The 23682-nt window shown below is 65.3% G+C and carries 26 protein-coding genes; 13 read left to right on the top strand and 13 right to left on the bottom strand.

Translation table 11 applies throughout. From position 1 onward, the window contains the following. Positions 1 to 18: 18 nt before the first annotated feature. On the bottom strand, positions 19 to 1494 hold the full coding sequence (locus I5G_RS02330; protein ID WP_022877621.1) for a toll/interleukin-1 receptor domain-containing protein: 1476 nt from the start codon (positions 1492 to 1494) through the stop codon (positions 19 to 21). Positions 1495 to 2339: 845 nt separating this feature from the next. Here I5G_RS02330 and I5G_RS02325 point away from each other — a divergent pair. The 5 genes from I5G_RS02325 to I5G_RS02305 all read left to right on the top strand — a co-directional run bounded on the left by I5G_RS02325 (position 2340) and on the right by I5G_RS02305 (position 5346). Next, complete coding sequence (locus I5G_RS02325) at positions 2340 to 2951, top strand: LysE family translocator (RefSeq protein WP_022877620.1); 612 nt, start codon at positions 2340 to 2342, stop codon at positions 2949 to 2951. A 6-nt stretch (positions 2952 to 2957) separates the two neighbouring features. Then, the gene (locus tag I5G_RS20135; RefSeq protein ID WP_022877619.1) at positions 2958 to 3596 is read left to right on the top strand and encodes a B3/4 domain-containing protein; all 639 of its coding nucleotides are present in this window, start codon (positions 2958 to 2960) and stop codon (positions 3594 to 3596) included. Between the two features lie 81 nt (positions 3597 to 3677). Next, on the top strand, positions 3678 to 4022 hold the full coding sequence (locus I5G_RS02315) for a helix-turn-helix transcriptional regulator (RefSeq protein WP_026095589.1): 345 nt from the start codon (positions 3678 to 3680) through the stop codon (positions 4020 to 4022). Further along, the gene (locus I5G_RS02310) at positions 4019 to 4699 is read left to right on the top strand and encodes a cation diffusion facilitator family transporter (protein ID WP_022877617.1); all 681 of its coding nucleotides are present in this window, start codon (positions 4019 to 4021) and stop codon (positions 4697 to 4699) included. Before I5G_RS02315 ends, I5G_RS02310 begins: the two co-directional genes overlap by 4 nt. A 2-nt stretch (positions 4700 to 4701) precedes the next feature. Continuing rightward, positions 4702 to 5346, top strand: coding sequence for a thioredoxin domain-containing protein (locus tag I5G_RS02305; RefSeq protein ID WP_022877616.1), 645 nt, complete (start codon positions 4702 to 4704; stop codon positions 5344 to 5346). Positions 5347 to 5483: 137 nt separating this feature from the next. On the opposite strand, the gene I5G_RS24330 is transcribed toward I5G_RS02305, so the two are convergent. The 5 genes from I5G_RS24330 to I5G_RS02280 all read right to left on the bottom strand — a co-directional run bounded on the left by I5G_RS24330 (position 5484) and on the right by I5G_RS02280 (position 10837). After that, a complete protein-coding gene (locus I5G_RS24330) occupies positions 5484 to 6182 on the bottom strand; it encodes a M23 family metallopeptidase (protein WP_187288788.1) in 699 nt (232 codons plus the stop codon). 408 nt (positions 6183 to 6590) lie between these two features. Continuing rightward, the gene (locus tag I5G_RS20125) at positions 6591 to 7457 is read right to left on the bottom strand and encodes a F510_1955 family glycosylhydrolase (RefSeq protein WP_022877614.1); all 867 of its coding nucleotides are present in this window, start codon (positions 7455 to 7457) and stop codon (positions 6591 to 6593) included. A 66-nt stretch (positions 7458 to 7523) separates the two neighbouring features. Beyond that, the gene (locus I5G_RS02290) at positions 7524 to 8126 is read right to left on the bottom strand and encodes a DUF305 domain-containing protein (RefSeq protein ID WP_022877613.1); all 603 of its coding nucleotides are present in this window, start codon (positions 8124 to 8126) and stop codon (positions 7524 to 7526) included. Between the two features lie 88 nt (positions 8127 to 8214). Then, entirely contained in the window at positions 8215 to 8673 is a 459-nt protein-coding gene (locus I5G_RS02285) for a DUF6153 family protein (protein ID WP_026095588.1), read from the bottom strand. 49 nt (positions 8674 to 8722) lie between these two features. Then, positions 8723 to 10837, bottom strand: coding sequence for a heavy metal translocating P-type ATPase (locus I5G_RS02280; RefSeq protein WP_026095587.1), 2115 nt, complete (start codon positions 10835 to 10837; stop codon positions 8723 to 8725). Positions 10838 to 11119: 282 nt separating this feature from the next. On the opposite strand from I5G_RS02280, the gene I5G_RS02275 reads away from it, so the two are divergent. Next, positions 11120 to 11380: a hypothetical protein gene (locus tag I5G_RS02275; protein ID WP_022877610.1), complete on the top strand. Its 261-nt coding sequence runs from the start codon at positions 11120 to 11122 to the stop codon at positions 11378 to 11380. A 164-nt stretch (positions 11381 to 11544) separates the two neighbouring features. Beyond that, positions 11545 to 11874, top strand: a complete 330-nt coding sequence (locus I5G_RS02270) for a hypothetical protein (protein ID WP_026095586.1) — start codon at positions 11545 to 11547, stop codon at positions 11872 to 11874. Here the strand turns inward: I5G_RS02270 and I5G_RS02265 are convergent. The 4 genes from I5G_RS02265 to I5G_RS24320 form a co-directional block, all read right to left on the bottom strand. Then, entirely contained in the window at positions 11855 to 12241 is a 387-nt protein-coding gene (locus I5G_RS02265) for an IS5/IS1182 family transposase (RefSeq protein ID WP_022877608.1), read from the bottom strand. The genes I5G_RS02270 and I5G_RS02265 overlap by 20 nt on opposite strands. A 151-nt stretch (positions 12242 to 12392) precedes the next feature. After that, entirely contained in the window at positions 12393 to 12935 is a 543-nt protein-coding gene (locus tag I5G_RS27085) for a putative immunity protein (RefSeq protein WP_083896526.1), read from the bottom strand. A gap of 97 nt (positions 12936 to 13032) precedes the next feature. Beyond that, positions 13033 to 13677 (bottom strand): LysE family translocator, encoded by a 645-nt coding sequence (locus tag I5G_RS02255; RefSeq protein ID WP_022877606.1) that lies wholly within the window; start codon positions 13675 to 13677, stop codon positions 13033 to 13035. 213 nt (positions 13678 to 13890) lie between these two features. Further along, complete coding sequence (locus I5G_RS24320) at positions 13891 to 14307, bottom strand: MarR family winged helix-turn-helix transcriptional regulator (protein WP_187288786.1); 417 nt, start codon at positions 14305 to 14307, stop codon at positions 13891 to 13893. A gap of 61 nt (positions 14308 to 14368) precedes the next feature. Here I5G_RS24320 and I5G_RS25660 point away from each other — a divergent pair, with 61 nt between their 5' ends. Then, the gene (locus tag I5G_RS25660) at positions 14369 to 14821 is read left to right on the top strand and encodes a hypothetical protein (RefSeq protein WP_022877604.1); all 453 of its coding nucleotides are present in this window, start codon (positions 14369 to 14371) and stop codon (positions 14819 to 14821) included. A gap of 466 nt (positions 14822 to 15287) precedes the next feature. Here I5G_RS25660 and I5G_RS20115 read toward each other — a convergent pair whose 3' ends face one another. Continuing rightward, positions 15288 to 16211, bottom strand: coding sequence for a DMT family transporter (locus I5G_RS20115; RefSeq protein WP_022877603.1), 924 nt, complete (start codon positions 16209 to 16211; stop codon positions 15288 to 15290). A gap of 638 nt (positions 16212 to 16849) precedes the next feature. Between I5G_RS20115 and I5G_RS02235 the strand changes: the two genes are divergently transcribed. The 4 genes from I5G_RS02235 (at position 16850) to I5G_RS25050 (ending at position 21090) form a co-directional block, all read left to right on the top strand. Then, positions 16850 to 17119 carry a hypothetical protein gene (locus tag I5G_RS02235; protein WP_022877602.1) on the top strand — a complete coding sequence of 90 codons (270 nt, stop codon included), beginning with the start codon at positions 16850 to 16852 and terminating at the stop codon, positions 17117 to 17119. Next, a complete protein-coding gene (locus I5G_RS23845; RefSeq protein ID WP_022877601.1) occupies positions 17116 to 18288 on the top strand; it encodes a zeta toxin family protein in 1173 nt (390 codons plus the stop codon). The genes I5G_RS02235 and I5G_RS23845 overlap by 4 nt, the downstream gene beginning before the upstream one ends. Further along, positions 18285 to 18932 carry a recombinase family protein gene (locus tag I5G_RS20105; protein ID WP_022877600.1) on the top strand — a complete coding sequence of 216 codons (648 nt, stop codon included), beginning with the start codon at positions 18285 to 18287 and terminating at the stop codon, positions 18930 to 18932. Before I5G_RS23845 ends, I5G_RS20105 begins: the two co-directional genes overlap by 4 nt. 1315 nt (positions 18933 to 20247) lie before the next feature. Continuing rightward, the gene (locus I5G_RS25050; protein ID WP_148286372.1) at positions 20248 to 21090 is read left to right on the top strand and encodes a hypothetical protein; all 843 of its coding nucleotides are present in this window, start codon (positions 20248 to 20250) and stop codon (positions 21088 to 21090) included. 6 nt (positions 21091 to 21096) lie between these two features. Here the strand turns inward: I5G_RS25050 and I5G_RS25045 are convergent, their stop codons facing one another. Together I5G_RS25045 and I5G_RS27080 are read right to left on the bottom strand one after the other, a co-directional pair. Continuing rightward, entirely contained in the window at positions 21097 to 21636 is a 540-nt protein-coding gene (locus I5G_RS25045; RefSeq protein WP_148286371.1) for a hypothetical protein, read from the bottom strand. Further along, positions 21633 to 21950 carry a PadR family transcriptional regulator gene (locus I5G_RS27080; protein WP_083896522.1) on the bottom strand — a complete coding sequence of 106 codons (318 nt, stop codon included), beginning with the start codon at positions 21948 to 21950 and terminating at the stop codon, positions 21633 to 21635. Before I5G_RS27080 ends, I5G_RS25045 begins: the two co-directional genes overlap by 4 nt. 424 nt (positions 21951 to 22374) lie before the next feature. Here I5G_RS27080 and I5G_RS02220 point away from each other — a divergent pair, with 424 nt between their 5' ends. Next, complete coding sequence (locus I5G_RS02220; protein WP_022877599.1) at positions 22375 to 23676, top strand: DUF6379 domain-containing protein; 1302 nt, start codon at positions 22375 to 22377, stop codon at positions 23674 to 23676. The last annotated feature ends 6 nt before the right edge of the window (positions 23677 to 23682 follow it).

Genomic DNA, 23682 nt, shown 5'->3' with positions numbered 1-23682 from the left:
ACGGGGGTTGTCTCTGCGTCAATGCCGACCGAAGGAAAGACTCCGCGCATTTTCTACAACCACCGTGAGCGCGGCGACGGCGCGGTTGGTGTCGCCGCCAAAGAGACCGCCTAGCAGTGGGGTCCAGCCGGCCCCGGCTGCCTGCGCCTCGTCGAGCATGCGTCTTTCCGGTGGAATCTCGGCGTGCTCGTGGCGCCAGGTATAGCGGCCGTATCCGCCGCGGGCGCTGACATAGCTTCCGCTCTGTTGCTTCGCGTCGGCGGCAATCGCGTCCAGCAGTATTTCGACCCGGTCGTACGCATCGGCGTAGTCCTCGTCGCTGACGAACTGATCGGCGAACAAGGGAGCTAAGAGGGTGTACAGGTGGTCCGATATCGGGGTGTACCGCGCGCCGATGCGGCCAGATGCGAGCGAGCCGATCAGGCCATCATCGACGGGGATGTTCTCATCCCGCTTGCAGAGCAGTGAACCTAGCCAATTCCAGTTCCCTGGTATGCGGCCCGCTCCAGACATCAGGATGAACGGGGCTTGAGAGTTGAGCGTCCTCACGACGACATCAGCGACTCCGGCGCGGAGCATGCCGTAGTTGCTCTTGCTGACTGCCGCGAGGCCCAGCACGTAGCTCAGGAGCAGAGCCGGATACTGGTGGGCAGATCGGAACAGGTCGAGACCTGCTGACTGAGTGCATTCCTGCGCGAAGGCTCTCATGGTTCTGGTGAGCTCATCGTGATGCTGAGTCTGGCCGTACTCTCCGATCAGCTTCAGAGGCTCGAGGAGATCGACCACGATGTCCTCGTAGTCGAGAATCCGGGCGAGCCACGCCTTCGCGATCTCGGCATCGATCTGACCGCTGGGGCCGCTGATCGGGAACCTTTCCCGGTCAGCCAGATCACGGAGCGCTGGGCGACGCAAAGAGCTCAGGTACGCGTCGTAGTTCATGACCAGATTTGGATTACGAATCAGGTCGCGCAAGTGGTCGAGGCTCGTGTCGGCTCGTTTCGATGCGGCAACCGCGGCCAGTACATTGCCCGAGGGTGATCCAGGGCTTGTCTGCATGACTCGATGGAGAGCGGTAATGAGGCGGGCCTGCTGCGCCGACTCGTGTTCCCCGAAGAGGTCGAGTCGGTGGATCGTTCGGTCTAGGAACCGGCCACCCCCGAGATCGACAGACGGGATCTCGCATTCGTCGAATCTGATTGTCATCAACCAGCTCGTGTCGAGCGGACGCAGTCGATATTCGTCGGCGGCGAGCATCAGCTCGGCGAACTGGTACGAGGTGTCGCGGGCCTTTAGTGCGCTCGAGAAGCAAGCGAGGAAGACGAGCGTGCCGCCCTGGATCGCCTGGCGAATCTTCTGCTGCCAGTCGTCCCCAGGCCACAGGTTGGCGGTGTCACGCCACACAGAAAAGTCTGCCGCTTCGAGCACTCTCTGCAGCTTGTCGACTTGAGCGCTGTCCTCTCGGATGTACGAAAGGAACACGTGCTTGGTGGTCATCGTGAAACGGTATCCGGTCGACCCCGGCGCCCCAACCATCAGACCTAAGTTCTACTTCGGGGGCTCCCGGGGAAGAAACATTGCCAACACCTCCCGAGCTGTCTTGCCAACGGGACCTGTGTTGAATGCCGCCACGTAAACGATCGGCAGACCGAGCGCGCCGAGGACGACTGCGACCGGGGGGATGTTCGCAAGGAACAAGGCAATGTCAAGCATCGCGTCTCCCAACCTGCACCCTGCCAGGACAGGGCGCTGATGGTAGACGTTCCGCAATGATTGATGTCTGTAGAGCCGGCATGAGAGCCAGGGGTCTCGGACTACGCGATGTCCTCCTGGGGACACGTAGATTCCTAAACGGCCGCTGTGCTCGCCGGTTGCGTTCGGCGCTCCCGGCGCCTTCCGCGTTGCCCGATCGGATCCCGCCGATTCGGCAATGGTGTCATCATCCCGGCATCGCGCCGCAGATCATGACGCGCGGGCATCGCGCCCACGCTCGTTGTCACTGCTTCCAGCGTTTCGCTGGTTGCGTGTGGTGTTGCTCCTCTTCCGGACTCTATCCGGTCGAGTACTCGCTTCCAGCCTCTAGCCGGTTGCTTCTCTTCCGGACTCTATCCGGTCAAGTAGGAAGACTTTACCTCACGCTGGCGTGTTCTCGATCTCTCAGGAGCCACGGCGTGGCGAACTTGGCGATGTTGGGCGACGCTGAGACCGATCTGGCGCCTTCGGTTCGGCGGCGCGAAATCGATCGGTTTCGCACCACTCGGGAGAGCATCTCGACCGGACGGCCGTGGGCCGGCCTCTGGACGCGGTACTGTGCGGAAGCAACGACTCTCGGAGGAACGACGATGAGCATTGCATTCCTGCTGACCACCCTCGTGGTGGTCGCCACCCCCGGCACCGGTGCCGTCTACTCGATCGCCGCGGGCCTGTCCCGTGGCACGAAGGCCGGCATCATTGCCGCCTTCGGATGCACCCTCGGCGTCATCCCGCACATGGTCGCCGCGATCACCGGGCTCGCCGCGATCTTGAACGCCTCCGCGATCGCTTTCCAGACGATCAAATGGCTCGGCGTCGCCTACCTGCTCTACCTCGCCTGGCAGACCTTCCGCGACAAGTCGATGATCGACGTCGACGCGAGCGCGGCTCCCGTGACGTTCTGGCGCGTGATCCGCACGGCGATCCTCATCAACCTGCTCAACCCGAAGCTGACGATCTTCTTCTTCGCCTTCCTCCCCCAGTTCGTTCCCGCGGGTGAGGCCAACGGCACCTGGCACATGGTCTGGCTCAGCCTCGTCTTCATGGCGCTGACGTTCGTCGTGTTCGCGCTGTACGGCGTCTTCGCCGCCACCATGCGTAACCAGGTCATCACACGCCCCAAGGTCATGGCGTGGCTGCGCCGCACCTTCGCCGCCACCTACGTCCTGCTCGCCGGCAGACTTGCTCTCGAAACACGGTGACCGCCGATGCGCTTCTCACACGATCCGGCGCTGCGCGCCGAGTTCCCCCAGCTAGCCGTTGCGACGCTGATTCTCGACGGTGTGACGGCGACACCCGACGTCACGGACACCGCCGCCCCTTTCCTCCAACGAGCGGTCGCGCGTCTGCTTGACCGGTCCGAGAGTGAGCTACCCGAAATCGGCGGGTGGCGACGTGCGTACAGTCAAATGGGGCTCAAACCCACCCAGTACCGGTGCGCGTCGGAGGCCCTGCTGCGCCGCTTCAAGAAGGACGGCGAGCTGCCCTCGATTCACCCGCTGGTGGACCTCTGCAACGCCGTGTCCGTGGCCTATGCGATTCCCATCGCCGTGTTTGACCTCGCCCGCGTATCCGGCGACCTCGTCGTGATGCACGCGACAGGCACCGAGACCTACCTCACCTTCGGCGGAGCCACCGAGACACCCGACCCGGGCGAGGTGATCTTCCGCGATGACGCCGGCAACGCGCATGCTCGGCGCTGGGTGAATCGGCAAAGCGCTCTGTCCGCGATCCGGCCCGATACAGCGAGCGTCCTGATCGTCTCTGAGGCCATGCACGACACCGGCGACGTCGACGTCGACGCGCTCCGAAGCGACCTGGCCGACGCTCTTGCGAGGCACTGGTAAACGGTGCGAAACCGATCGGTTTCGCATCATCGAAAAAAGTACACCGCATGCTTAATTCAGCAAAACGTGTACTATCTCTGCATGCCCCCCGCGACCCTCACGGCTTCGGTGACGCACACCGCAGCGCTGTCCCGCCTCGGTCACGCGCTCTCCGACCCGACCCGAGCCGGCGTGCTGCTCGCGCTGCGAGAGGCCCCGGCGTACCCGTCCGACCTGGCCGACGCGCTCGGCGTCTCGCGGCAGGTCATGTCGAACCAGCTCGCGTGCCTTCGAGGGTGCGGACTGGTGGTAGCCGTGCCGGATGGTCGACGCACCTGGTACCGCCTCGCTGACTCCCACCTCGCACCCGCCCTCGATGAGCTGCTGCGCGTCGTCCTCTACGTCGAACCGGGCTGCTGCGCCGGAGAAAGCTGCACCTGCGCATGACCACCACCACCCCTCGCCCCACAGACGACCGCCGACACACTCTCCAGCGACGCATCAAGTGGATCGTCACCGCGACGATCGCCTACAACCTCATCGAGGCCATCGTCGCGATCACCGCCGGAACCGTCGCCTCCTCCGCGGCGCTGATCGGCTTCGGGCTGGACTCCACCATCGAGGTTCTTTCTGCGGCCGCTGTCGCCTGGCAGTTCACTCGCCGCGACCCCGAGCGGTGGGAAAAGGGCACGCTCCGCGTCATCGCCGTGGCGTTCTTCGCCCTCGCCGCGTACGTCACGGCAACGTCGGTGCTCGCGCTCGTGGGCCAGGTCGACGTGCAGCACTCCACGGTCGGAATTGTGCTCACCGCGCTCAGCGTCGTCATCATGCCGTTCCTCTCGCTGGCGGAGCGCCGCGCGGGCCGCGAGCTGGGATCAGCTACCGCTGTGGCCGACTCCAAGCAGACCCTCATCTGCACGTACCTGTCCGCCGCGGTTCTCATCGGCCTCATCGTCAACAGCCTATTCGGCTGGTGGTGGGCCGACGCGATCGCCGGCCTCGTCATCGCAGGCTTCGCAATCCGAGAGGGCATCGAGGCGTGGCGCGGTGACGCCTGCGCCACCTCCGTGGGGATGCTCCTCGAGGAGGAGCACGACGACGACCATCACGACCACCAGCACTGACAGTGAAAGCTAAGACCAAACCCCTGCTCGTCACGGCCGCCACCCTCGTCGTCGTCGTTGTCGTCGGGCTGGTCGCGTTCCTCGTCAACCGGGCACAAGCGCCTGATCCTGCGGCCGCCGCAGTTGTGCGCGCCGACTCGCACGTACTCGATAACGCCGGGGCCGACGCGGTGACCGTTGTGGAGTTCCTGGACTTCGAGTGCGAAGCGTGCGGCGCCTACTACCCGGTCGTGGAGGAACTGCGACGGAAGTACGCCGGTCAGATCACCTATGTCGTGCGCTATTTTCCCTTGCCGGGTCACCTCAACTCCACCCACTCCGCGGTTGCCGCCGAAGCCGCTGCGCAACAGGGCCGGTTCGAGGAGATGTATCAACGGCTCTTCGAGACACAGGCTGAGTGGGGCGAGGCACAGGACTCCAAAGCAGACGTGTTCCGCAGCTATGCCGTCGAGCTTGAGCTCGACATGACCGCCTACGACGCCAGCGTGGCCGACCCCGACACCGAACGGCGCGTGCGCGCGGACTTCAATGAAGGACGCGCACTTGGAGTCGGCAGTACCCCCACGTTCTTCGTGAACGGGCAACCACTCGTCATCGAACGATGGAACGACCTCGAAACGGCTATTCAATCCGCCCTCAGCCTCTAAGCGAATGTGGTGCAGAACCGATCGATTTTGCACCACCTCGAGTGACTACAGCGTGTCCGTCGATACACGTCATTGGCTCGTTCTCCGTCCGTCCGGCTTGGAGAGGCACGCGCAAACGCGCGCCTCCTGTACGACGGTCAGCAAGTGGCGTGCATGCGTAGCCAGGGCAATGGGTCGACAGCCTGGGACCCATTCTGCAGAATCTCAAAATGCAGATGGTCGCCGAAGGACCGTCCCGTGTTTCCGGTACGGCCTATGTACTGGCCAACCTGCACGGTGTCGCCCACCTCGACCTGACGTGAGTTGTATTCCATGTGCGCGTAGCGGGTGGAGACGAGAGCTCCGTCGATGAAGTGGTCGATGACGATGGTGACGCCGAACGCGCCGCCGTTGTCAGTGGCAACGCGGACCACACCGTCTGCGACGGCTTGAATTTGCGCACTCCTACCGGGGACGAAATCAGTTCCTTCATGCATGCGTCCATCCCGCATACCAAAGCCGTAGGTGATGGGAACCCCGGCGGGGTAGGGCCATTGCACGGCGCAGCCGGTGTCATTGGTGAAAACGGTGTCGGAAAAGTTGGAAATGCTGGTCGCACTTGCGAGGTCGACGAGGGTTCCGACCCCATACGTCGAGTCTCGGGCCAGGTCGGTGACGAGTGTGCCGGCGGGGGCAGCGTAGGCCTGGACATTGTTCGGCGGCAAAGTCGAACCGTTTGCCGGGGCTGTGACTGAGTCTTCGTGGGTATGTGGCAGCGCCTCAGCGGGTGTGGTCATCGCCACCGACAAGAGACCAACGATCCCAACAACCCCGGCGGACCATGCAGCTGTGCGCATGCGTCTCGGGGTATCCCGCCGAGCTGGCGGGGTTCGTCTCGGTTCTGCGAGTGCGGGCGAAGCGTTGGGGCTGACTAGAAGCAGGGGAAACATCGAAAGAGCTGCCGCGAATTCATCGGCTGGGACCGGCGCGGCGACAGGTCTGGTGCGCGAGCGCAGTCGTTGCGGGGGTTTGGGCGGAAGAACGAGCGCGGGGTGTGCGCTTTCGCTGGCGGGATGAAGCCGTGCATGGCGGGCTTGTTTTCGGGTGAGGACCGCCGTAGAGCGGGTATCAATTGAGAACGTCATAGAAAGGCTTTCTGTTGTCGGGTTCAGCGTGAGAGCAGCAGGTCGCGTACGCGAACACGGCCAGAAGGCGCGGGTTGACAGCGGCGTCCGCAGGCACGCCCGCCCCCCGCTAACCGTTGGCTACTCGCTGGGGATGAGGGTGAGGCCGCTGTCGTCAACGACGAGGATGTCGCCGCTGTTCGTGATGGTGACGGCTTGGGCGATACCGTGAATGGCTCCTACTTCGATCCAGTTCTGAGCCCCCGAGGTGGTTGTCCAGACTTTTCCTTTGGCGCCGACCCCGACCACTCGGGAGTGGTCGGGGGATGCGCTGAGTCCGGCGAGGCGAGGTGCATCTGGCCAAGCGCTGAATGTTGTGCCCCGGTTGGAACTGACGAGCAGGCCCTGTGGGGTAGATGCGATCACTCGTCCTGCGGCGTCAACCGCCAGTGACATGGCGTAGACGGGTGCCCCGGTGGGCTGCCACGTGACGCCTCGATCCATGCTGGTGAGCACTTCATTGGCGTCTGTGGCCACACCATAAAGCGTTCCATCTGCGCCCGCGGCGAGGGAGTGGAAGTCTTTCTCGCCGGTGTAGGCGGTGGGTTGCCAGGTCTGGCCGTTGTCGGAGCTGCGGATGATGCCGAGGTGGGGTGAACCGAGTTCGGGTGGTGTGCTTCGGCCGGGGTGTCCGGAAACGACGAGGGTGTCGTCAACGACCGTGAGGCCCATGGCGTCGAAGTCCGTGTCCGCGAGACGGGCGCCGAGCTCCCCGTCGCGGGTGACGGTGAAGATCCCCTCGTGCGTTCCCAGGAGAAACCCGTCGCTGGCGGGGTCTTCGACGATGCCGTGCACGTGCGTGAGCGGCAGTTCGGGGTGGGCCTCCCCCGTCAGTGGCGGGGTGGCGGTACAGCCCGCGAGAGCGAGAACGGCAGCGCCGATCAGTGCGAGGAGGAAGAGCGCCCGGGTGCGGTAGGAGGGCGCGGTGGAAGTCGGGTGGTGGTGCATGGGTGTGCGTTTCGTCTGACCAAGGGGTGGAGCGCGGCGGCTTTCCGCGCCCCACCCCGGGCGTGATCAGAGAGTTGCCAGGAGCTCCTCCATCGTGGAGATTTCGGAGGTCTGCGCCTCGATGATGGTGTTGGCGAGGGCGACGGCGTCGCTGTTCTGGCCGTTGGTGGCTTCTTCCTGGGCCATGTCGATGGCACCGCGGTGGTGCTCGATCATCTGCTGGAGAAACAGTCGGGCGGCGTCGGTCCCGGTGGCCTGCTCGAGCGATTGCATGTCGTCTTCGCTCATCATGCCGCTCCCGTGATCCATGCTGCCCATGTCGGAGGAGCCGGCACCCCAGTCCTCCAGCCAGCCTTCCATCTGCGCGATCTCGGGTTCCTGCGCGGCTTTGATCTGCTCCGCCAGAGCGGTCACACGCTCATCGATGCCGTCTTTCGACAGGAGGGTGTCGGACATCTCGATCGCTTGTGTGTGGTGCTCGATCATCATGCTGGCGAACATGACGTCGGCCTCGTTGGCGTCGGCGGACTGCGCAGGAGTAGCACTGCTGCTGCTGCCGTGGTCCATCCCCGGCATACTGCCGCCGGAGGTGGTGCCAACGGCGCAGCCAGCAAGGATGAGCGCGGTAGCGAGGGTGAGCGCGGCGGTCGCCGCGGTACGGGTCTTCATGGTGATGTTCTCTCCAAGTCGGTGATGCGGCGCGACGATTGCCGAGCCGAAGATGCGTTGCCCGTGTGCGAGGCGGGCGGACGCGTCATCACGTGCGACTGATGCAGAGAACAGTGAGAGAGGGCGGTAGGACGGTATGGGCGGACGCGGGCCATCGGGCTCGCACCGCACGGAGTACACCGTCTCGAGCGGCGGTGCGCCACCCGATGCGCACGTGGGCGAGCAAGATCACGCTGACCAGGAGCGCTAGAACACAGGCCATCCACGCCATCGCGTGATCGTCGCCGCAATCCGCACACCCCGAGGCGTCAGCGGCTGCCCCTGCGGGGTTCGCCGCGGCGGGCGCGTCGTGGTGACTAGAGGCATCGGTTGCGACGCTGGACGCGGTGGCTGCGCTGGCGTGTCCGGTGGTGGTGCCGTGGGTGTTGAGGGAGTGCATCGCCAGAAGGCCGACGATGATCGCTGCGGTCACGACGACTAGCAGCAGGAGGTTGCGGGTGAGCGTGCGCGGTCCACGGACCTGCTGCGCGACCTTGATCAGAGACATGCTCACCTCCCGTTCAAGTCAGGTTATCGACCCCCCGGCAGGGGTGGGATCACTTGACGATGGACTCGGGGCTGAGATTCAGCCGGCGTAGCAGCTGCGCATTCAGGGCAACCACGATGGTCGACAAGGACATCAGCAGCGCTCCCACGGACATCGGCAGCACGAAACCGATGGGGGCGAGCACGCCGGCGGCCAGCGGCACGGAGAGGAGGTTGTACCCGGCAGCCCACCAGAGGTTCTGCTTCATCTTCCGGTAGCTCGCCTTGGAGAGCTCGATAACCGAGAGCACCGACCGGGGGTCGTCGCTGGCGAGGATCACACCCGCGGAGGCAATCGCTACATCCGTTCCGGCGCCGATGGCGATACCGACATCGGCTTGCGCGAGAGCGGGGGCATCGTTCACGCCGTCACCGACCATCGCCACCCGGCGGCCCTCGTTCTGCAGTTCCTTGACCTTGGAGGCCTTGTCCTCGGGGCGCACCCCGGCGAAGAACCGATCGATTCCCAGGTCCGCCGCCACCGACGCAGCCACCGCCTCGGCGTCGCCGGTGATCATCACCACCTGCACGCCCCGCTCATGCAGAGCGGTCACCGTGGCGCGGGACTCGGGACGAATTTCGTCTGCGAGGCGGAGGGCGCCAGCGACAGACCCGTCGACGAGCACGTGCAGGATGATCGCGCCTTCACCCCGCCAATCGTCTGCGACGGCGAGCTCGCGACCATTCTCCCGCTCGAGCAAAGAGGGGCCGCCCACCTGCACGACTCGCCCGTCCACCTCGGCGCGCACACCCACCGCGGGAGAGGATTCAAAATCATTCGCGGCCGGGACGGTGAGGTTCTTGGCCTTCGCGGCGGTGACGATCGCGCGGGCCAGCGGGTGCTCCGAATCCGTCTCCGCCGCGGCAGCCAAAGCCAGCAGCTCGTCCGCCTGGATCGAGCCGGCCGGCTCGATAGCGGTGACGGCGGGCGCGCCCATGGTAAGGGTGCCGGTCTTATCGAACAGCACCGTGTTGACCGTTCGCATGCTTTCCAGCGCGAGACGGTCTTTCACCAGGACACCTGCGCGGGCAGCGCGCTCGGTCGCGATCGACACCACCAGCGGGATTGCCAACCCCAGGGCGTGGGGGCAGGCGATCACGAGAACGGTGATTGTGCGGATCACCGCGTCATCGGGTGAGCCCACCAAGGCCCACACCACGGCCGTGACCACCGCGGCGCCCAACGCGAACCAGAACAACCATGCGGCCGCTCGGTCAGCGAGACGCTGCGCGCGGGACGAAGAATTCTGTGCGTCGGTGACGAGCTTTTGGATGCCGGCGAGAGCGGTGTCCTCGCCCACGGCGGTGACCTGGACGCGGACGCCGGAGTCGGTGGCTACCGTCCCGGCGACCACCTGGTCACCGTCGCCTCGACGGACAGGGCGAGATTCCCCGGTAATCATTGACTCGTCCATGCTGGCTGAGCCCTGCACGATTCGACCATCTGCGGGCACACGACCACCAGGGCGGACGATGACGGTGTCCCCTACCCGGAGGTCGGAGGGGGCGACGGTAACCGTGGTGTCCCCGTCAATCTTCTCGGCCTCATCCGGTAACAGCGCCGCCAGCGAATCCAGTGCGGAGGTGGTCTGGGCGAGGGAGCGCATCTCGATCCAGTGCCCGAGCAGCATGATCACGATCAGCAGCGCCAGCTCCCACCAGAAGTCGAGCTGGTGATCGACCAGGCCCAGGCTCGCGTGCCATGACGCGAGAAATGCCACGGTGATGGCGAGGGCGATCAGTAGCATCATCCCGGGCCTGCGGGCACGGATCTCGCTCACAGCCCCGGTAAGGAATGGTGCCCCACCCCACGCGTACATCACGGTTCCCAAGACCGGGGAAACCCAGCCCACCCACGCCGCGTCAGGGAGTGAGTACCCCACCAGCATCGAGAACATCATCGAGAAACCAACGACGGGTACGGCAAGGATCAGCATGATCCAGAACAGTCGGCGGAACTTGCCGACGTGATCGCCGTGGCCCGCATGACCGCCGTGGTCCGCGTGTCCATGAGTGGACATTGCTCCTGCGGGCGCGACGTCGGAAACATCGTGCGCCCCCGTGGACGATCGCTCACCCGCCGACGCATGCCCGAGGCCACCGTGGTCGTGGTCGTGATTGCTCATCAGAGGCCTCCCGGCATTGCTAACTCCCCGCAGGCGCACGTGTTCAGCGCACGAGAACCGTTCGATTCCTAAGTAAGACAATACCCCTGGGGGGTATATTCCCAGTGGAGTCGCGGATGTCAACACCCCGGCTTTACTTGGCGCAAAACTCATCACCGCGTCCGCGTAGGGTCGGGAAAGCCCGGTCGGCGCTACCCCCGCGTCCCCCACGCGACTCGCGCCGGCCTGTCCGCGCCGTGCGACGACTTGCAACCAATCGAACACATATTCGATACTGGCGCCATGCGTGACGACAGCCCCCGCTGGCATCCCCAGCTCCTCGCGCGCGAGACATCACCCGCTCACTGGGTGATGCTCGACGCCCGCGACAAGGTGGCTGGCACGATCGAGCTGCGCCGCACCGACGACGGGCCGCGCTACCGGGTCGAGGTAGTCGGCGGTGAACTGCTCGGCTGGGCGACGTCGCTCAGAACGGCCACGGAGCGGCTGCACCGCGTCATCATCTCGGCGGGCGTGCCCGGTGGCGGGATCAACGGTTCGTGACCGTCACGGAGGCGTAGGGGCAGCGCTTGGTGCAAGTGTGGTCGCCCATGTCGCAGCTACAGCGCTCCCCTGAGCCGGGGGTGTGGTTCATCTTCGACAAGAGCAAGCGGATAAAGAAGGTGCGGGGTGGCCAGCCGCCGCGAGTTGCGCGGGAGAATGGGCGTGTGAAGATCCAGGTGCTGCATATCGAGGATTGCCCGAATTGGCAGGAGGCGGGCGATCGAGTACGGCTGGTGCTCGACTCGATCGGACGGGGCGATGTTCCGGTGGAGTTCGTGTTGATCCGCACCGAGGCTGAGGCGGTGAGCTCTGGTTTCGCGGGCTCGCCCACGATTCTTCTGGACGGTCAGGACTTGTTCCCGTCCCAGGGGAACACTGCCGACTTGGCGTGCAGGGTCTATCTGACCGAGCGCGGCTTTGCGGGTGCGCCGACGGTGGGACAGCTTGAGCGCACGCTGCAGGAGCGCGAAGCGCTCAGCGGAGATCGGTCTTGATCCAGATCAGCGCCGCGGCGAGGCTGACGGCGGCTCGGTAGTTGCGGGCGAGTTTGTCCGAGCGCATCGCGATGCCGCGCCACTGCTTGAGACGGTTGAAGCAGCGTTCTACGACGTTGCGTCCCTTGTAGCGTTCCTTCTGCTTGTCGCCGAAAGCGATCGGCCGGCCCGGCTTCTTGCGGCGGTGCGCGATCTGGTCGTCCCGCTCGGGGATGGTCGCCGCGATCCTCCGGTCGCGGAGCCAGGCGCGGTTCGCCCTTGAGGGGTACCCCTTGTCGGCGAGCACCCGGTCGGGGCGGGTGCGGGGGCGGCCCTTCCCGTCGCGGGGAACGCGGCCGCAACACAACACGTACTGAGCAGACCCCATTTCGGGCGGGCCGGAGGAGTTCACAGCCTCCGGCCCGGGTGCATCCTGGTGTCCTCGGTGTCGAAAGACGTTGGTCTGCAGAGCGCGCGCCGGGCTCGCGCGCCGACTTCGATCGAATGGGGTGGTGCGAAACCGATCGGTTTCGCGCCGGTCAGGGTCTTAGCGCGTTCCTCGGATCTGGTCCTGCAGCTCTCGGATTTGCTTCACCCAGGACGCCGCGGGCGAGTAGTCCACCAGCGACGAGTGGTCCCGCAGCATCCTCGCCTACAGGCGGCAGGAGGGAGAGGGCTCGACGGACTTCCTCTGTCATGTGCTCCACCTGCCAGGCCACCTCAGACTCGCGCTCCGCTGGCCGGTCCGCCGCCACAGCCTTCACGGCATAAGCGGCGGCACCGAAGGCGTGTGCACCCATATGCGCGACACCGGATGCTTGGGCGGCGGAGCGAGCTGCGGCGATCGCGGCCGGCGTCGTCACCGACTTCGCCGCGCGGCCGGCGACGAAGCGACGCCGAATCTCGTCCGCGGTACTCAGCTCACCAGCCCCATACGCACGCGCGCGAGCGATTGCATCACGGGGACGGTCATCGTCCGGAGCTTCATTCTCAAAGAGGGTAAGCACCCGCTCGGCGCAATCCGCCGCACAGCTTGCAACCAACCGTCGATCTGTCTCGCTGAGCGCTTGCGGTGAGAGCATCCGCCAATGCTGGCATGGAAGTGGTGCGAAACCGATCGGTTTCGCACCGACGTAGGCTCCTGTGGCCGTCCGTCCGCCAGTTCCCCTCATGGGGTGATTAGCCGCGGTGCAGGGCCGTATAGCCACCGACTGCAACCAGGCACCCACCCCCGATGCGCTTGAAGAGCCTCATGCGAGAAGGCGCGTTGACGATTGAGGATCGAGCCCAGCTTGCGCCCAACGCCCACGCGGCATCCGTTATCAGGCCTAGCGCGACGGGGACCATCGCCAGTAAGGCGATCTGCACCGGCGCGGGCACCGACGACGACGCATCAACGAAGGACGGAAGCAGCGCGGCGAAGATGATGTACACCTTCGGGTTGGTCAGCCCCACGATCAGCGCGGCGCCGAACGACTTAATGCCGGAGCGGTTGGCTGCCGCTGCTGGCAACGGCGCAGATTTCGCGTCATCGCTTCGACCCGCCGTCGCGATAGCTACCGCTCCGAGTGCAATCAAGACGCCGGCGCCCACGTATCGCATGACCTCGACGACAAGCGCGGACTGGGTGATCAGAACGCCCAGTCCAAGCGCGATCAGCAAACCAGCAATCAACGCGCCGATCGCGTTTCCCGCCGCGCTGAGCAAGGCCGCCGCACGCCCTCTCGCCAAAGCCTGCCCGACTATGAACACCACGCTGGGACCGGGCGCCAATATGAGCAGCACCGTCGCAGCCGCCACACCGAGGAACTGAACAGGAGACATGGCAGCACGTTAGGGCCGCAGAGCGCCGGGACGCGACCCGACGTGGCGCCAGATCACCCGAGGGGTGCGAAACCGATCGTTTCCGGGTCGGTGATGGGGAGTCGCCCGGTACTCAATGCCGAAACTCCCGGAGGCTTTGGCGACCGAAAGTTTCGGGCCTGAGTTTCGGTGCACGATCATTTCGGGATGCTTGATGCCAGCGCATCGGCTGACCTACGGTTGAGCCTGTCCCGAGCGACGCTCGATTGCCTCGGTGAGGAGTCGCATGACGGTGGCTTGGTCGGGACGAGGTAGACCTGCTAATAGCTGTTCGACCACTTCAACACTTTTTGTCGTGCATTCTGCAACCAGCTCTTGGCCGGTCGGGGTGATCCGCACCAGGCGTCGGCGTCGGTCAGCGGGGTCCACTTCGCGTTCAGCCAACGATCGATCAACGAGATCGTCGATGATGGCGACGAGATCGGTTGGGTGGAGGGCTAACAGTGCCCCGAGCTCGCGTTGCGAGCTGCTGTCGCGATCGGCAAGCGCGCCCAGGACTGCGAGGTGGCCCAGGCGCATTCCGGCTGGCAGTGCCTCCAACATGCCCGCTCGGGCATCGCGACCGAGAAGCGAGAGCACATACGTCGGCATGGCGGTCAGCGGGCCCGGAGGGCGAAGTAGACGGCGCACGCCAATATGATACATTGCACCAATGATTGGTGATGACAAACGAATTGAGTTGCTGGGGCAGTGGATCGGCGACGAACGCCTTGAGGCTACGGCGTGGACGCCCGCGGGTGAGGCTGTCGGCAAGTTCCGGATCGCCTTCGCGGCGGGCGTGCTGCTCATTGACTACGAAGAGACGCGGGCTGGCGCTGTTACCGTGACCGGCCACGGCGTCGCGACCGAGACCGGCTGGTGGTGGTTCGATTCCTACGGCTTCGAGCCTCAGCAGCCCGGCGCTGCGCACTGGGAAGGCGCCACCCTCCACCTCGATCGCCGCAGCCCGCGCGGGCGTACAGTAATGCGCTTGCATTGCGAGGGCGAACAGCTTGTCTGCGAGATGGCGACCGCGGTCCCCGTTGATGCGGAGCTTGCACCGATGCTGAGTGGTCGGTATACCCGCACGGAGCTCCGCGGAGCTAGTAGCCAATCGACGACATGACGAGCGCGGTCATATCGACGCGCGCAGCCGCATCGCTGTGGGGCGGGTCGTCAAGCCTTGTTTGTGAGGTTTGGCGTTCTTTGGCGGCGTTTTGATGCGGCTTCGTGTCGCGCGTGGTTGAGGAGTGCGGCCTGAACCCGGGCGGCAACAGCCTCGCGAAGGGACCGCTCGTTCCCTCACGCACTCCACGCTGGTACTGACAACGACGACGCGGCTGGGTTTGTCTTCGACCCAGATCGGGACGGCATGCTGGCGCCCTGAACGGAACTCGAAGTCTCGTGCGGAACCGATTATTTCGGGACGGGGGCGTTCAGGTTGCAATCGCGTCGGCCAGAAACGCTATGCGGAACGCCCCTTTCGGTGGACGTTCTTGGCCGCTGGGTGGGTCGTCCTCGGTTGCCCTGCTTTTGGGCACTCGGAGCGTCGGTGAAGACGGCTCGACCCTCACCGGTGCTGGCCGCATGTGCTAAATCTGATAGTCGTCCTCAGGCGAAGGTGACGCCGTTGTGCGGGTCGTGATGCGGTGCAGTCGCGGGATACGTCGTTGGCTGACGAGGATCCCCCCGACGATGACGAGCGCGCCGAGGGGCTGGTACCAGGAGAGTCTTTCGCCAAGCGCGATAACGCCGAGTGTGATCCCCACTACGGGTGTGAGGTAGGTGACCGTTGAGGCGACCGTGGCCCCCCAGCGGCTCACGACGTTTGCGTTCCAGACGTAGGCCAAACCAGTGCCCAGCACTCCCAGCGCAAGCATCGACATGACAATTGCGGGGGTGATGGCGACGGGCTGACTCGCGATCCAAGGGCTGATGATGAGCATGACGACGGCAGCCATACCGACCTGCGCGGTGGCAACGGGAATCGCTGTGTAGCCTCGCGGGGATACGAATCGGCGCATGTAAACGAACGCGACGCCGTAGCTGAGCGTTGCGCCCAAACAGGCGAGGTAGCCGAACACGTCCGTGCCGACCTCCAAACCCGTGAACGGGTCGAGCACCAGCAAGACTCCGACAAAGCCGACACCAAGACCACCGAGCTTCCATCGGTCGGGTCGTTCAGCGGGCAACGCAAGCAATGCGACGACCATTGTCATGAGCGGCGTCGTCGCGTTGATGATGCTCGCAAGACTCGACGGAACGTGTTGCTGCGCCCAGGCGAACAGCAGAAACGGGACGACACACAGCATCATCGCGACAACAAAAAGGTGCGCCCAGCTGCTCAGCGCTCGGGGCGGTCGCTGACGGGTCATCAAACTGATCACGACTAGGGCGACCGCGCCCAGTCCTAGCCGTGCGAGCACGACCTGTGTCGGCGAAAGGCCCCGAAGGCCGACGCTGACGAAGAAGAAGCTCGACCCCCATACCAAGGCCAGCATCACGTACTGCAGCAAGGTCGTTGGCGATAGTCCGGTAGCGGAAGCCCTCGTAATCACAAAGCCATGATTGGCTCTACTGGCTCCGAACGCTGGCGGAAATCGGCCGTCGCACGAGTTCGCGGGCCTGCCTTGCGCCGAGACGCCGTAGAAATCCGCACTCATCCGAAAACGATCACCTCTGAGAGATGGAACCCGCCGTGGGCGAGAAGGACACCAAGAGCTGTGGTCTCGCAGTGCACCCCACCCGAGGTGTCCACCCCAGCGATGCTTGTCGCGCCAGCAGTTCCGCCACCAGCGCTTGACGTGGACTCAGTCATCCGTCCCCCACTCGCGCCGCGAGCCACGACCTTTCTGCCTCGAGAAGGCAAAGTGAATACGAGAAAATCTCGCGCGCAGCATGAGGAAGACGGGTTTGTGCCTGTTCAGCAGCGAGCACGGCCGCGATGCGGTCGCTGATCCAGATCACACGTGGCCGCACTAGTCTCGAAAATCTGATCGTTTCTGGGACGGCTCACGTGGGTCCGTCGACGAGGCCGACACGCCGATAGGTTCTGTCGGAAGTCTGTCCCGAAACGGTTCTGTCCCGAAACGCGACCTGTATCGTTTTTGGGAAGTCGGGTAGACTGAAAGAAGGCCGAGGAGAGGGAGTCGCGATGTCCGACACCACGGGACGAGTCTTGAACCCGATGGCGTATGACGCCCTGCTCGAGCTGGCCACCCGGATCGGTGGCCGGTATGTCTCCTGGGTCGATCAGGCCCCGAGTGAGGCGGCAGGTCGACACTGGACGTACGCGCACATCGAGATGCAGCGCCAGGTGCGCCTGGTCGACCCCAATGACGCGGACGCGATCGAGGCGAAGCGTGCCGAGCTGCGCGAGCTGTGGGCGACGATGCCGGCTCACGCGCCGGTCATGGCTGCGTGAGCGAGCAGCTGACCCCGGATCAGCTGCGTCGACGGTTCGATCGCACGATCGTTCCCGTCTACCTCGAACCCCAGCGTGAGGGGGCCATTATCGGGCGCCCTCGGTTTGTCTCGGTGGGAGGACAGCCCGGCGCCGGAAAGGGCGGAGTGCTCGCAGCGATGCAGAGCGCCCTTCCCGGAGCGGTTGTGGTGAACGGCGACGATCTACGCCGGTTCCATCCCGAGTACGAGCAGACGATGAACCTCGACCCGTTCCGGATGCCGGAAGTCACAGCGGCGGCCGCGGGCGCGTGGGTCGGGATGTCGACGGAGTATCTGCGCGGTGTCGGCGTGAGCGCGATCGTGGAGACGACGCTGCGCAACGAGTCGATGTTGCGGGGAGAGTTCGAGGCGTTCCGCGAGGCAGGGTTTGAGACGGAGTTGCGTGTGGTGGCCGTTCCATTGGCCGTCTCACGCGCGGGCACCGTGGCCCGCTACGTGGAGCAGGTCAAGGACTACGGCACGGGCCGGTGGACCCCTGGCGCTGCGCACGACGAGGCCTCGGCGAACGTGCGGGGCACGGTCCGCGAGCTCGTGGCTGCAGGGGTAGTCGATCGGGTCGTGGTGCAGGATCGCCCCGGGCGTGTGTTTCTCGACGCGCACGCGGCCGCGGGGGGAGCGGACCTGGGGGGGGGGGGGGGGGGGCAGGTCGCGGCCGCGGTGGATCAGGCGCGCGACGTGCGCTCGCTCACCGCTGCACAAGCCCGCGACTGGATCGGCTACACCGGTGAGGCGGTGCGCGAGACGGCGCGGCTGCGGCGGAGTGATCCCGACCTGGTGCGGGTCGCACGCCGCCTCGCGCTCGAGGACGCCGGCGACGTCGTACAGGTCGCGTTCCCCGGTGACGAGCGAGCGCAGCGTGAGGCGCTGAAGGCGCTGCACGCCGCCGCGGAGGTTCTGGATGCTGGCGTCGGCGATCGCGGTACGCCGTCGACGAGCGCTGATCGTCTCGACGGTTTCGAGGCCGTGCGGCGCGCGCAAACCGGGCTCGCCGCACCCGACATCCGGCCGCCGCTGTCGTCGCCGGATGCCACGCGCGGCACTCCGCCTGCAGGCGGGCCGGCGGCGCGGAGGAGCGACCCGTACTTGCCGGGCGCACGGTACGGCAACGATCGAGGGGTGGGGCGATGAGCAACGTTGTGGGGTATGCCCGGGTGTCGCGTCACGACCAGAACCCGGCCGCTCAGGAGGCTGAGCTGCGCGCGGCGGGCGCGGGCCGTGTGTTCGTCGACCACGGCGAGTCCAGCCGGGTCAAGGACCGCCCACAGTGGCTCGCATGCCTGGACTATCTCCGCCCTGGCGACACCCTGTTGGTCCGCCGGCTGGACCGGCTGGCGGGCAGCGAGAAGATGGCTATCGAGACGATCACCGACCTCCACGAGCGAGGTGTGAACATCCGGAGTCTCACCGAGCCGGATATCGACACGACGACACCGATGGGTCGGGCGTTGTTCGGGATCGTCGCGGTATTCGCGCAGCTGCGCGTCGACACCATACGCGACAACACGAAGCGTGGGCTCGCGCATGCTCGCGCTCAGGGGCGCGTGGGAGGTCGACCCTCCGTGATGACGCCCGAGCGCGTCGCGGCCGCGGTGCGGATGCGTGACGAACAGAAGTTGAGCTTGGTGCAGATCGCGAACGTTCTCGGCGTGGGGAAATCGTCCGTGTCGCGGGCACTGGCGAAGCACGATGCTGCGCAGGACACCGACTCACTGACGACAGGTACCTCGTCGTTCGTTAGATCAGGCGGGGATCCTGTGGCACAAAGGGCTTGATCGTCCGATTGATCAGCACCCAGACCCTCACTCCGCCCCCCGGCCTGATCGTATCGCTCGTCGTCAGACTGCAGGCATCGCGATGAGATGCGGGGGTGGGTCGTGCGTCGCCCGCCTCCGATCCGCGCATCAGCGGGAGGCGGCCGCCGACGCTCCATGAATTTCGCGCTCCGCGCGGAAGACACGTTCTGCAGCCTCGGCGCGTCGCTCTGGGTTTGAGGACAGCGTTGCGAGGAACGCGGAACGCGCCTCGTGGCGACGATCTGCCTCGGCTTGGCCGGCGGTCGCAGCTTCAGACACGGCCCGGGAAGGCTGGCCTGCCTCACCGAGGCATGACGACTGCCACGCCCAGCAACACGGCGAGGCAGACGGCGACGTCAACGCGGACGAGCAAGCGGATGACAATGGACGTGACACGCGCGCGGTTAGCACGACGGTTCTTCTTGGGTTGTACGCTCATCTTGAATTCGACCTTCTGTGATTTGACGGTTGCGGTTGAGCGATTCACGGCCCGTCCCGGTGTCCTACGACCGGGGCGGGCCATCGCCTTGTATAGAACCGTAGCCACGACCCTGCGACTGCGGGACCGACAACACGCCCGAGAATGTGACGGGTGCGTTAACGCTCGCGGCCCGCCCGCGAGCCTCGACGCGTGCAGGCTTTCCGCTGGTAGGGCGCGGAGTAGACCCCAGATCAGCTGACCGCGGCGCCAGGAAGCTGGCAAGGACGCGTAGTGGGAAGTCCCACGTATCGGGCAGGTAGCCGGGATTCTGGCCGTCGACCGCAAGAGCGAGCTCCGCTGCGGGCGTAGAGGTGCTCGCCGATCCGCCTGCTGCCGGTTGTCGTCGATCATCGGCTGCACATATTGCGCCCAGCGAGCGAACTACCCCATCTCAGCGCGAACGGATGAAGTAGACCTCGCAATGAGCCGACTGCCACAGCAGGAAGTCACACGCCCGGCCACCTCTATCTTTCGAGCGTCGGGGACGTGTCGTGTGTCGGCGAGGTGTGCTGCCGCTCGCGGGCGGCGCGGTAAGCAGCGGATTCCTGTCGCGCGGCCTGTCCTGCGCGCTGAGCCGCGTACACGCGGTCCTTACGCTCCACCTGCTCGGCGGTGCCGCCGGTCGGCGGGACGGGTCTCCCGCCGGGTACGGGGTTCGCTCTGAGGCGTGCATGACGGGCGATCGCGGCGTGCTCGTTGGTGCGTGCGGCTTCGAGTCGCGAATCGACGCCCGCCGCGGTGGCAGCTGGTGACAAAGCGGTGAGTATCGGTACCTTCCCGTCGTCGTCGTATTGCTCCGATACCCTGAGTCACATGGCATGGGAGCGGCTGTCAGTACGAAGAGGACGCGCATCTGCTGAGGCACTGGTCGAAGGAATACCCGACTACCTCGCGTACCCACTGACGGAATGGCTGCGAACAGAGTTCGGCTGGCACCGACCGTCATCACAAGGGGGAGTGGACCAAGAATTTCTACGGCGGCTGGCTACAAACACTCGGATACCCGTCGCGGCCACAAGCGCCATTGGCGGGATAAGTACTCAAATCACTGACGCCATTCAGCGAAATTCGGACCTGTTCTTGGATGTCTTGGACGCCACGCTATACCTGCGCGGGCGCAGAGCTAATGCCCAAGACCTGCGGCAACTCTTAGAAATGGGCGCGTCAGCGTGGACGGTCTCCGCTGACGGCACGGCGCTCCAGAGGCGTGTGAACGACGCTGCGGCCGGGGCCTACGAATCCGCGATCACTTCCGAGGACGTAGTTTCGGGTGAACTCGCGGATGCGTGGTCAGCTGCATTTGGTCGCCATCCAGACCCGTCCGACGCGTGGGATCATGCAATCAAGGCTGTCGAGGAGCTTCTCATCCCAATGGTGCTGCCAAACAAGCCCAAGGCGAACCTAGGCGGCGTGGCTGGCGAGCTAGGCGGCCCGGCGTCTCACAAGTGGAAGCTGACCCCGTCGACCTCGAGCGAAAAGGTCGACGATGGCAAGACGCTCGAAGCGATGCTCCGTCTTATCTGGCCGAATCCCGATCGTCACGGAGGCGGGGTGGATCGCCGCGCACCGACGCAACCGGAGGCGGAACGAGTAGTGCACCTTTCAGTAGCAATCATCGAGCTATGTCGCGCTGGCGGCCTGTCTAAACTGACATAAGATCCATTATCGGCGCTTCCACCACCCGCGAACGCGAGCCATTCTGGCACTCCATACGATCTGTTTCGCCGTCTCGGCAGTCGTCTCGACCTCGAACGTCAAACCATCGGTCGTCGTGTAGATCACTCGAACCCCGCCATCACTCCGGCGTTTGAATCGGACCCAGCGAACCGTCCCTTCACCCAGCTCGACGAAAACTTCTTCCCCTTCGTCGCTCCTAGCGGCGAAGGCTTCTCGCCCGTCGACGCTCCTCGCGAAGAACGCAATGACCCATCGACCGCCCGGCTCGTAGACCCGACCACGTCGATCACGTGCTCGCGCGGGAATGCCCTCAAAGAGAGCCCGCTCCGCCTGTTGCGCTACCCAGAAGGGCTGTTCCCAGCGCGGAACGGTGTACAACTCTGCGATCATTTCGCGTCGTCGTGGATCCGTAGTCGGGTAGATACGAGCCATAAGCCGATTGACTAGTCCCGGCGCAAAACCCCACACGAGCACGGCGACACCCAAGGTCGGCAGCGCCACAGCGGCGGTAAGAATCTCGTTCACGCAAGCGCCGCCCTGCCCGCTCGACTGCGACCGCGGGCTTCCTCGAGATCCGCGCGGCGAACAACGGCGCCAAGCTCTCGAAGGCCATCGGGGGTGATCTCGTAGTACCGCCGTGGCGGACGTCTGGCTGCAGCCGGGTCAATATCCTCCCACCCGTCCTCCAGCCAGCCCTCAGCCATCATTCGGTTCAGGATCGGGTAGAGCGCGCCAGAGCGGAGCCCCGTGGTCTTGGTCAGGGGGTAGCCCCAGTGCTTTCCCCGGGGATCCGCGCACAGCGCGCGGGCTACCTTTACTAACGCATCCGTGTGTCGCACATATGAAGAATACTACCTATGTAGCCAACTGCGATGGCGGGCACAACTCGAGGATCCTGACGATGCGCAGTTTCCGGTTACCCCGGCCGATGCCGCTGGGGCGGTGTAGGCGTCGGCTGCGGGACGACTGATCCACCATCGTGTGATCCACAGTTCATGAAACGCCAGCGTGCATCGATCACAGAGAACCTCCTCACACTCCCAATGGATCGCTTCGGCCACGAGCCATCCATTCACGCAATGCACGCGTCCCACTTCGTGCGGCCTGAGCGCGCCCCGGTTGCACATCCTGGGACATCATCGGGTGCGGCGAAGGCTCCAGCGCGGGGTGCGCGACGGTGATGCGGGGGATCAGAAACGCTTATGTCTGAAAGCGGCATAAGCGGGTAGCGTCGAAGGCGAACCCCAGAGAGAGTGAGCGACGATGCTTCTCGAAAGAGACCTCATCCAGTCCGTCGGATTCCGCAACGTCCGCGAGGGCGGTGAGATCACCGGCTTCCAGTTCCGCGTCCGGATGCCGTCGTACCGCGGCATGGCCGCCTCCCTCATCGACGGCATCGGTGTGAGCATCCCCGGGCTCGTCGACGTCGCGCCCGACGTGCCGCTGTGGACGCTGCAGGGGAAGCAGTACACGCTCGCCGAGCTATGGGACGGCGACGGCGTGCGCTGGCCGCTCGAGGACGCGGCGATCGTGACCGTGCCGCTCCCGGGCGGTCTGCCCGACGGCGTGCACGAGCTGTCGATCGAACTGCGGCTGCGGATGTCGTACATCCCTCAGGAGCACCAGCCCAGCACGTACCGCGTGACCAAGCACGTCACGCTCGCGCCCGAGGCATCCGGCGCTCCCTTCCAGTATGGCGTCTCGCTGTACAGCTACATGAGCGACTTCGGCACGGTCATGGACCTCGAGACCGCGATGGCCTCGATCGCCGACATCGGCGCGACCGGCCTCGAGATCCTCGGCGAGGCGCACATCCCGAACTACCCGAACCCCTCCGACGAGTGGGTCGAGCAGTGGTTCGCGCTGCTGCAGAAGTACGGCCTCGAGCCGACGAACTACGGCTCCTGGATCGACACGCGCCTGCACTCCAGCGGCCCGAACGGCCGCGACATGACCGTGGAGGAGGGCGCCGCCGCCCTGCAGCGCGACCTGCGCCTCGCGAAGCGCCTGGGCTTCCGGTTCGTGCGGCCGAAGATCGGTGTCGTGTCGAGCGACCTCGTCCCGCACCCGATCTGGACCGAGGCCGTCGAGGCATCGCTCCCGCTCGCGGAAGAACTCGACGTCATCATCTGCCCCGAGATCCACTCGCCGACGCCCATCAAGCACGAGGTGGTCGAGGACTACATCGCTCTCATCCGCCGCACCGGCACGAAGCACTTCGGGCTGCTGCTGGACACCGGGATCTTCCAGGACCGCCCGATCCCGCTCAAGCCCGGCGAGCTGCCCGGCCAGCGCCCGGCGTTCCTCGATGGCATCCATGTCGACCCGAACGACGTGTTCGACGTGATCGACAACGTGGTGTTCATCCAGGCGAAGTTCCACGACATCGACGAAGAGCTCGACGACAAGCAGATCCCGTGGGAACCCGTGCTCCGCGCGCTGAAGGACGCCGGGTACACCGGCTACCTCTCCAGCGAGTACGAGGGCGAGCGCGAGCCGTGGCGCTCGATCGAGCAGGTGCGCCGCCAGCACTCGCTCATCCGCCAGATCGCCGACCGGCTCTGAGGCGGC

The organism is Microbacterium sp. B19 (assembly GCF_000333395.1).
Classification (GTDB): Bacteria; Actinomycetota; Actinomycetes; order Actinomycetales; family Microbacteriaceae; genus Microbacterium.
The sequence above is the reverse complement of the archived record's forward strand: the minus strand, read 5'-3'. Positions and strand labels throughout refer to the sequence as shown.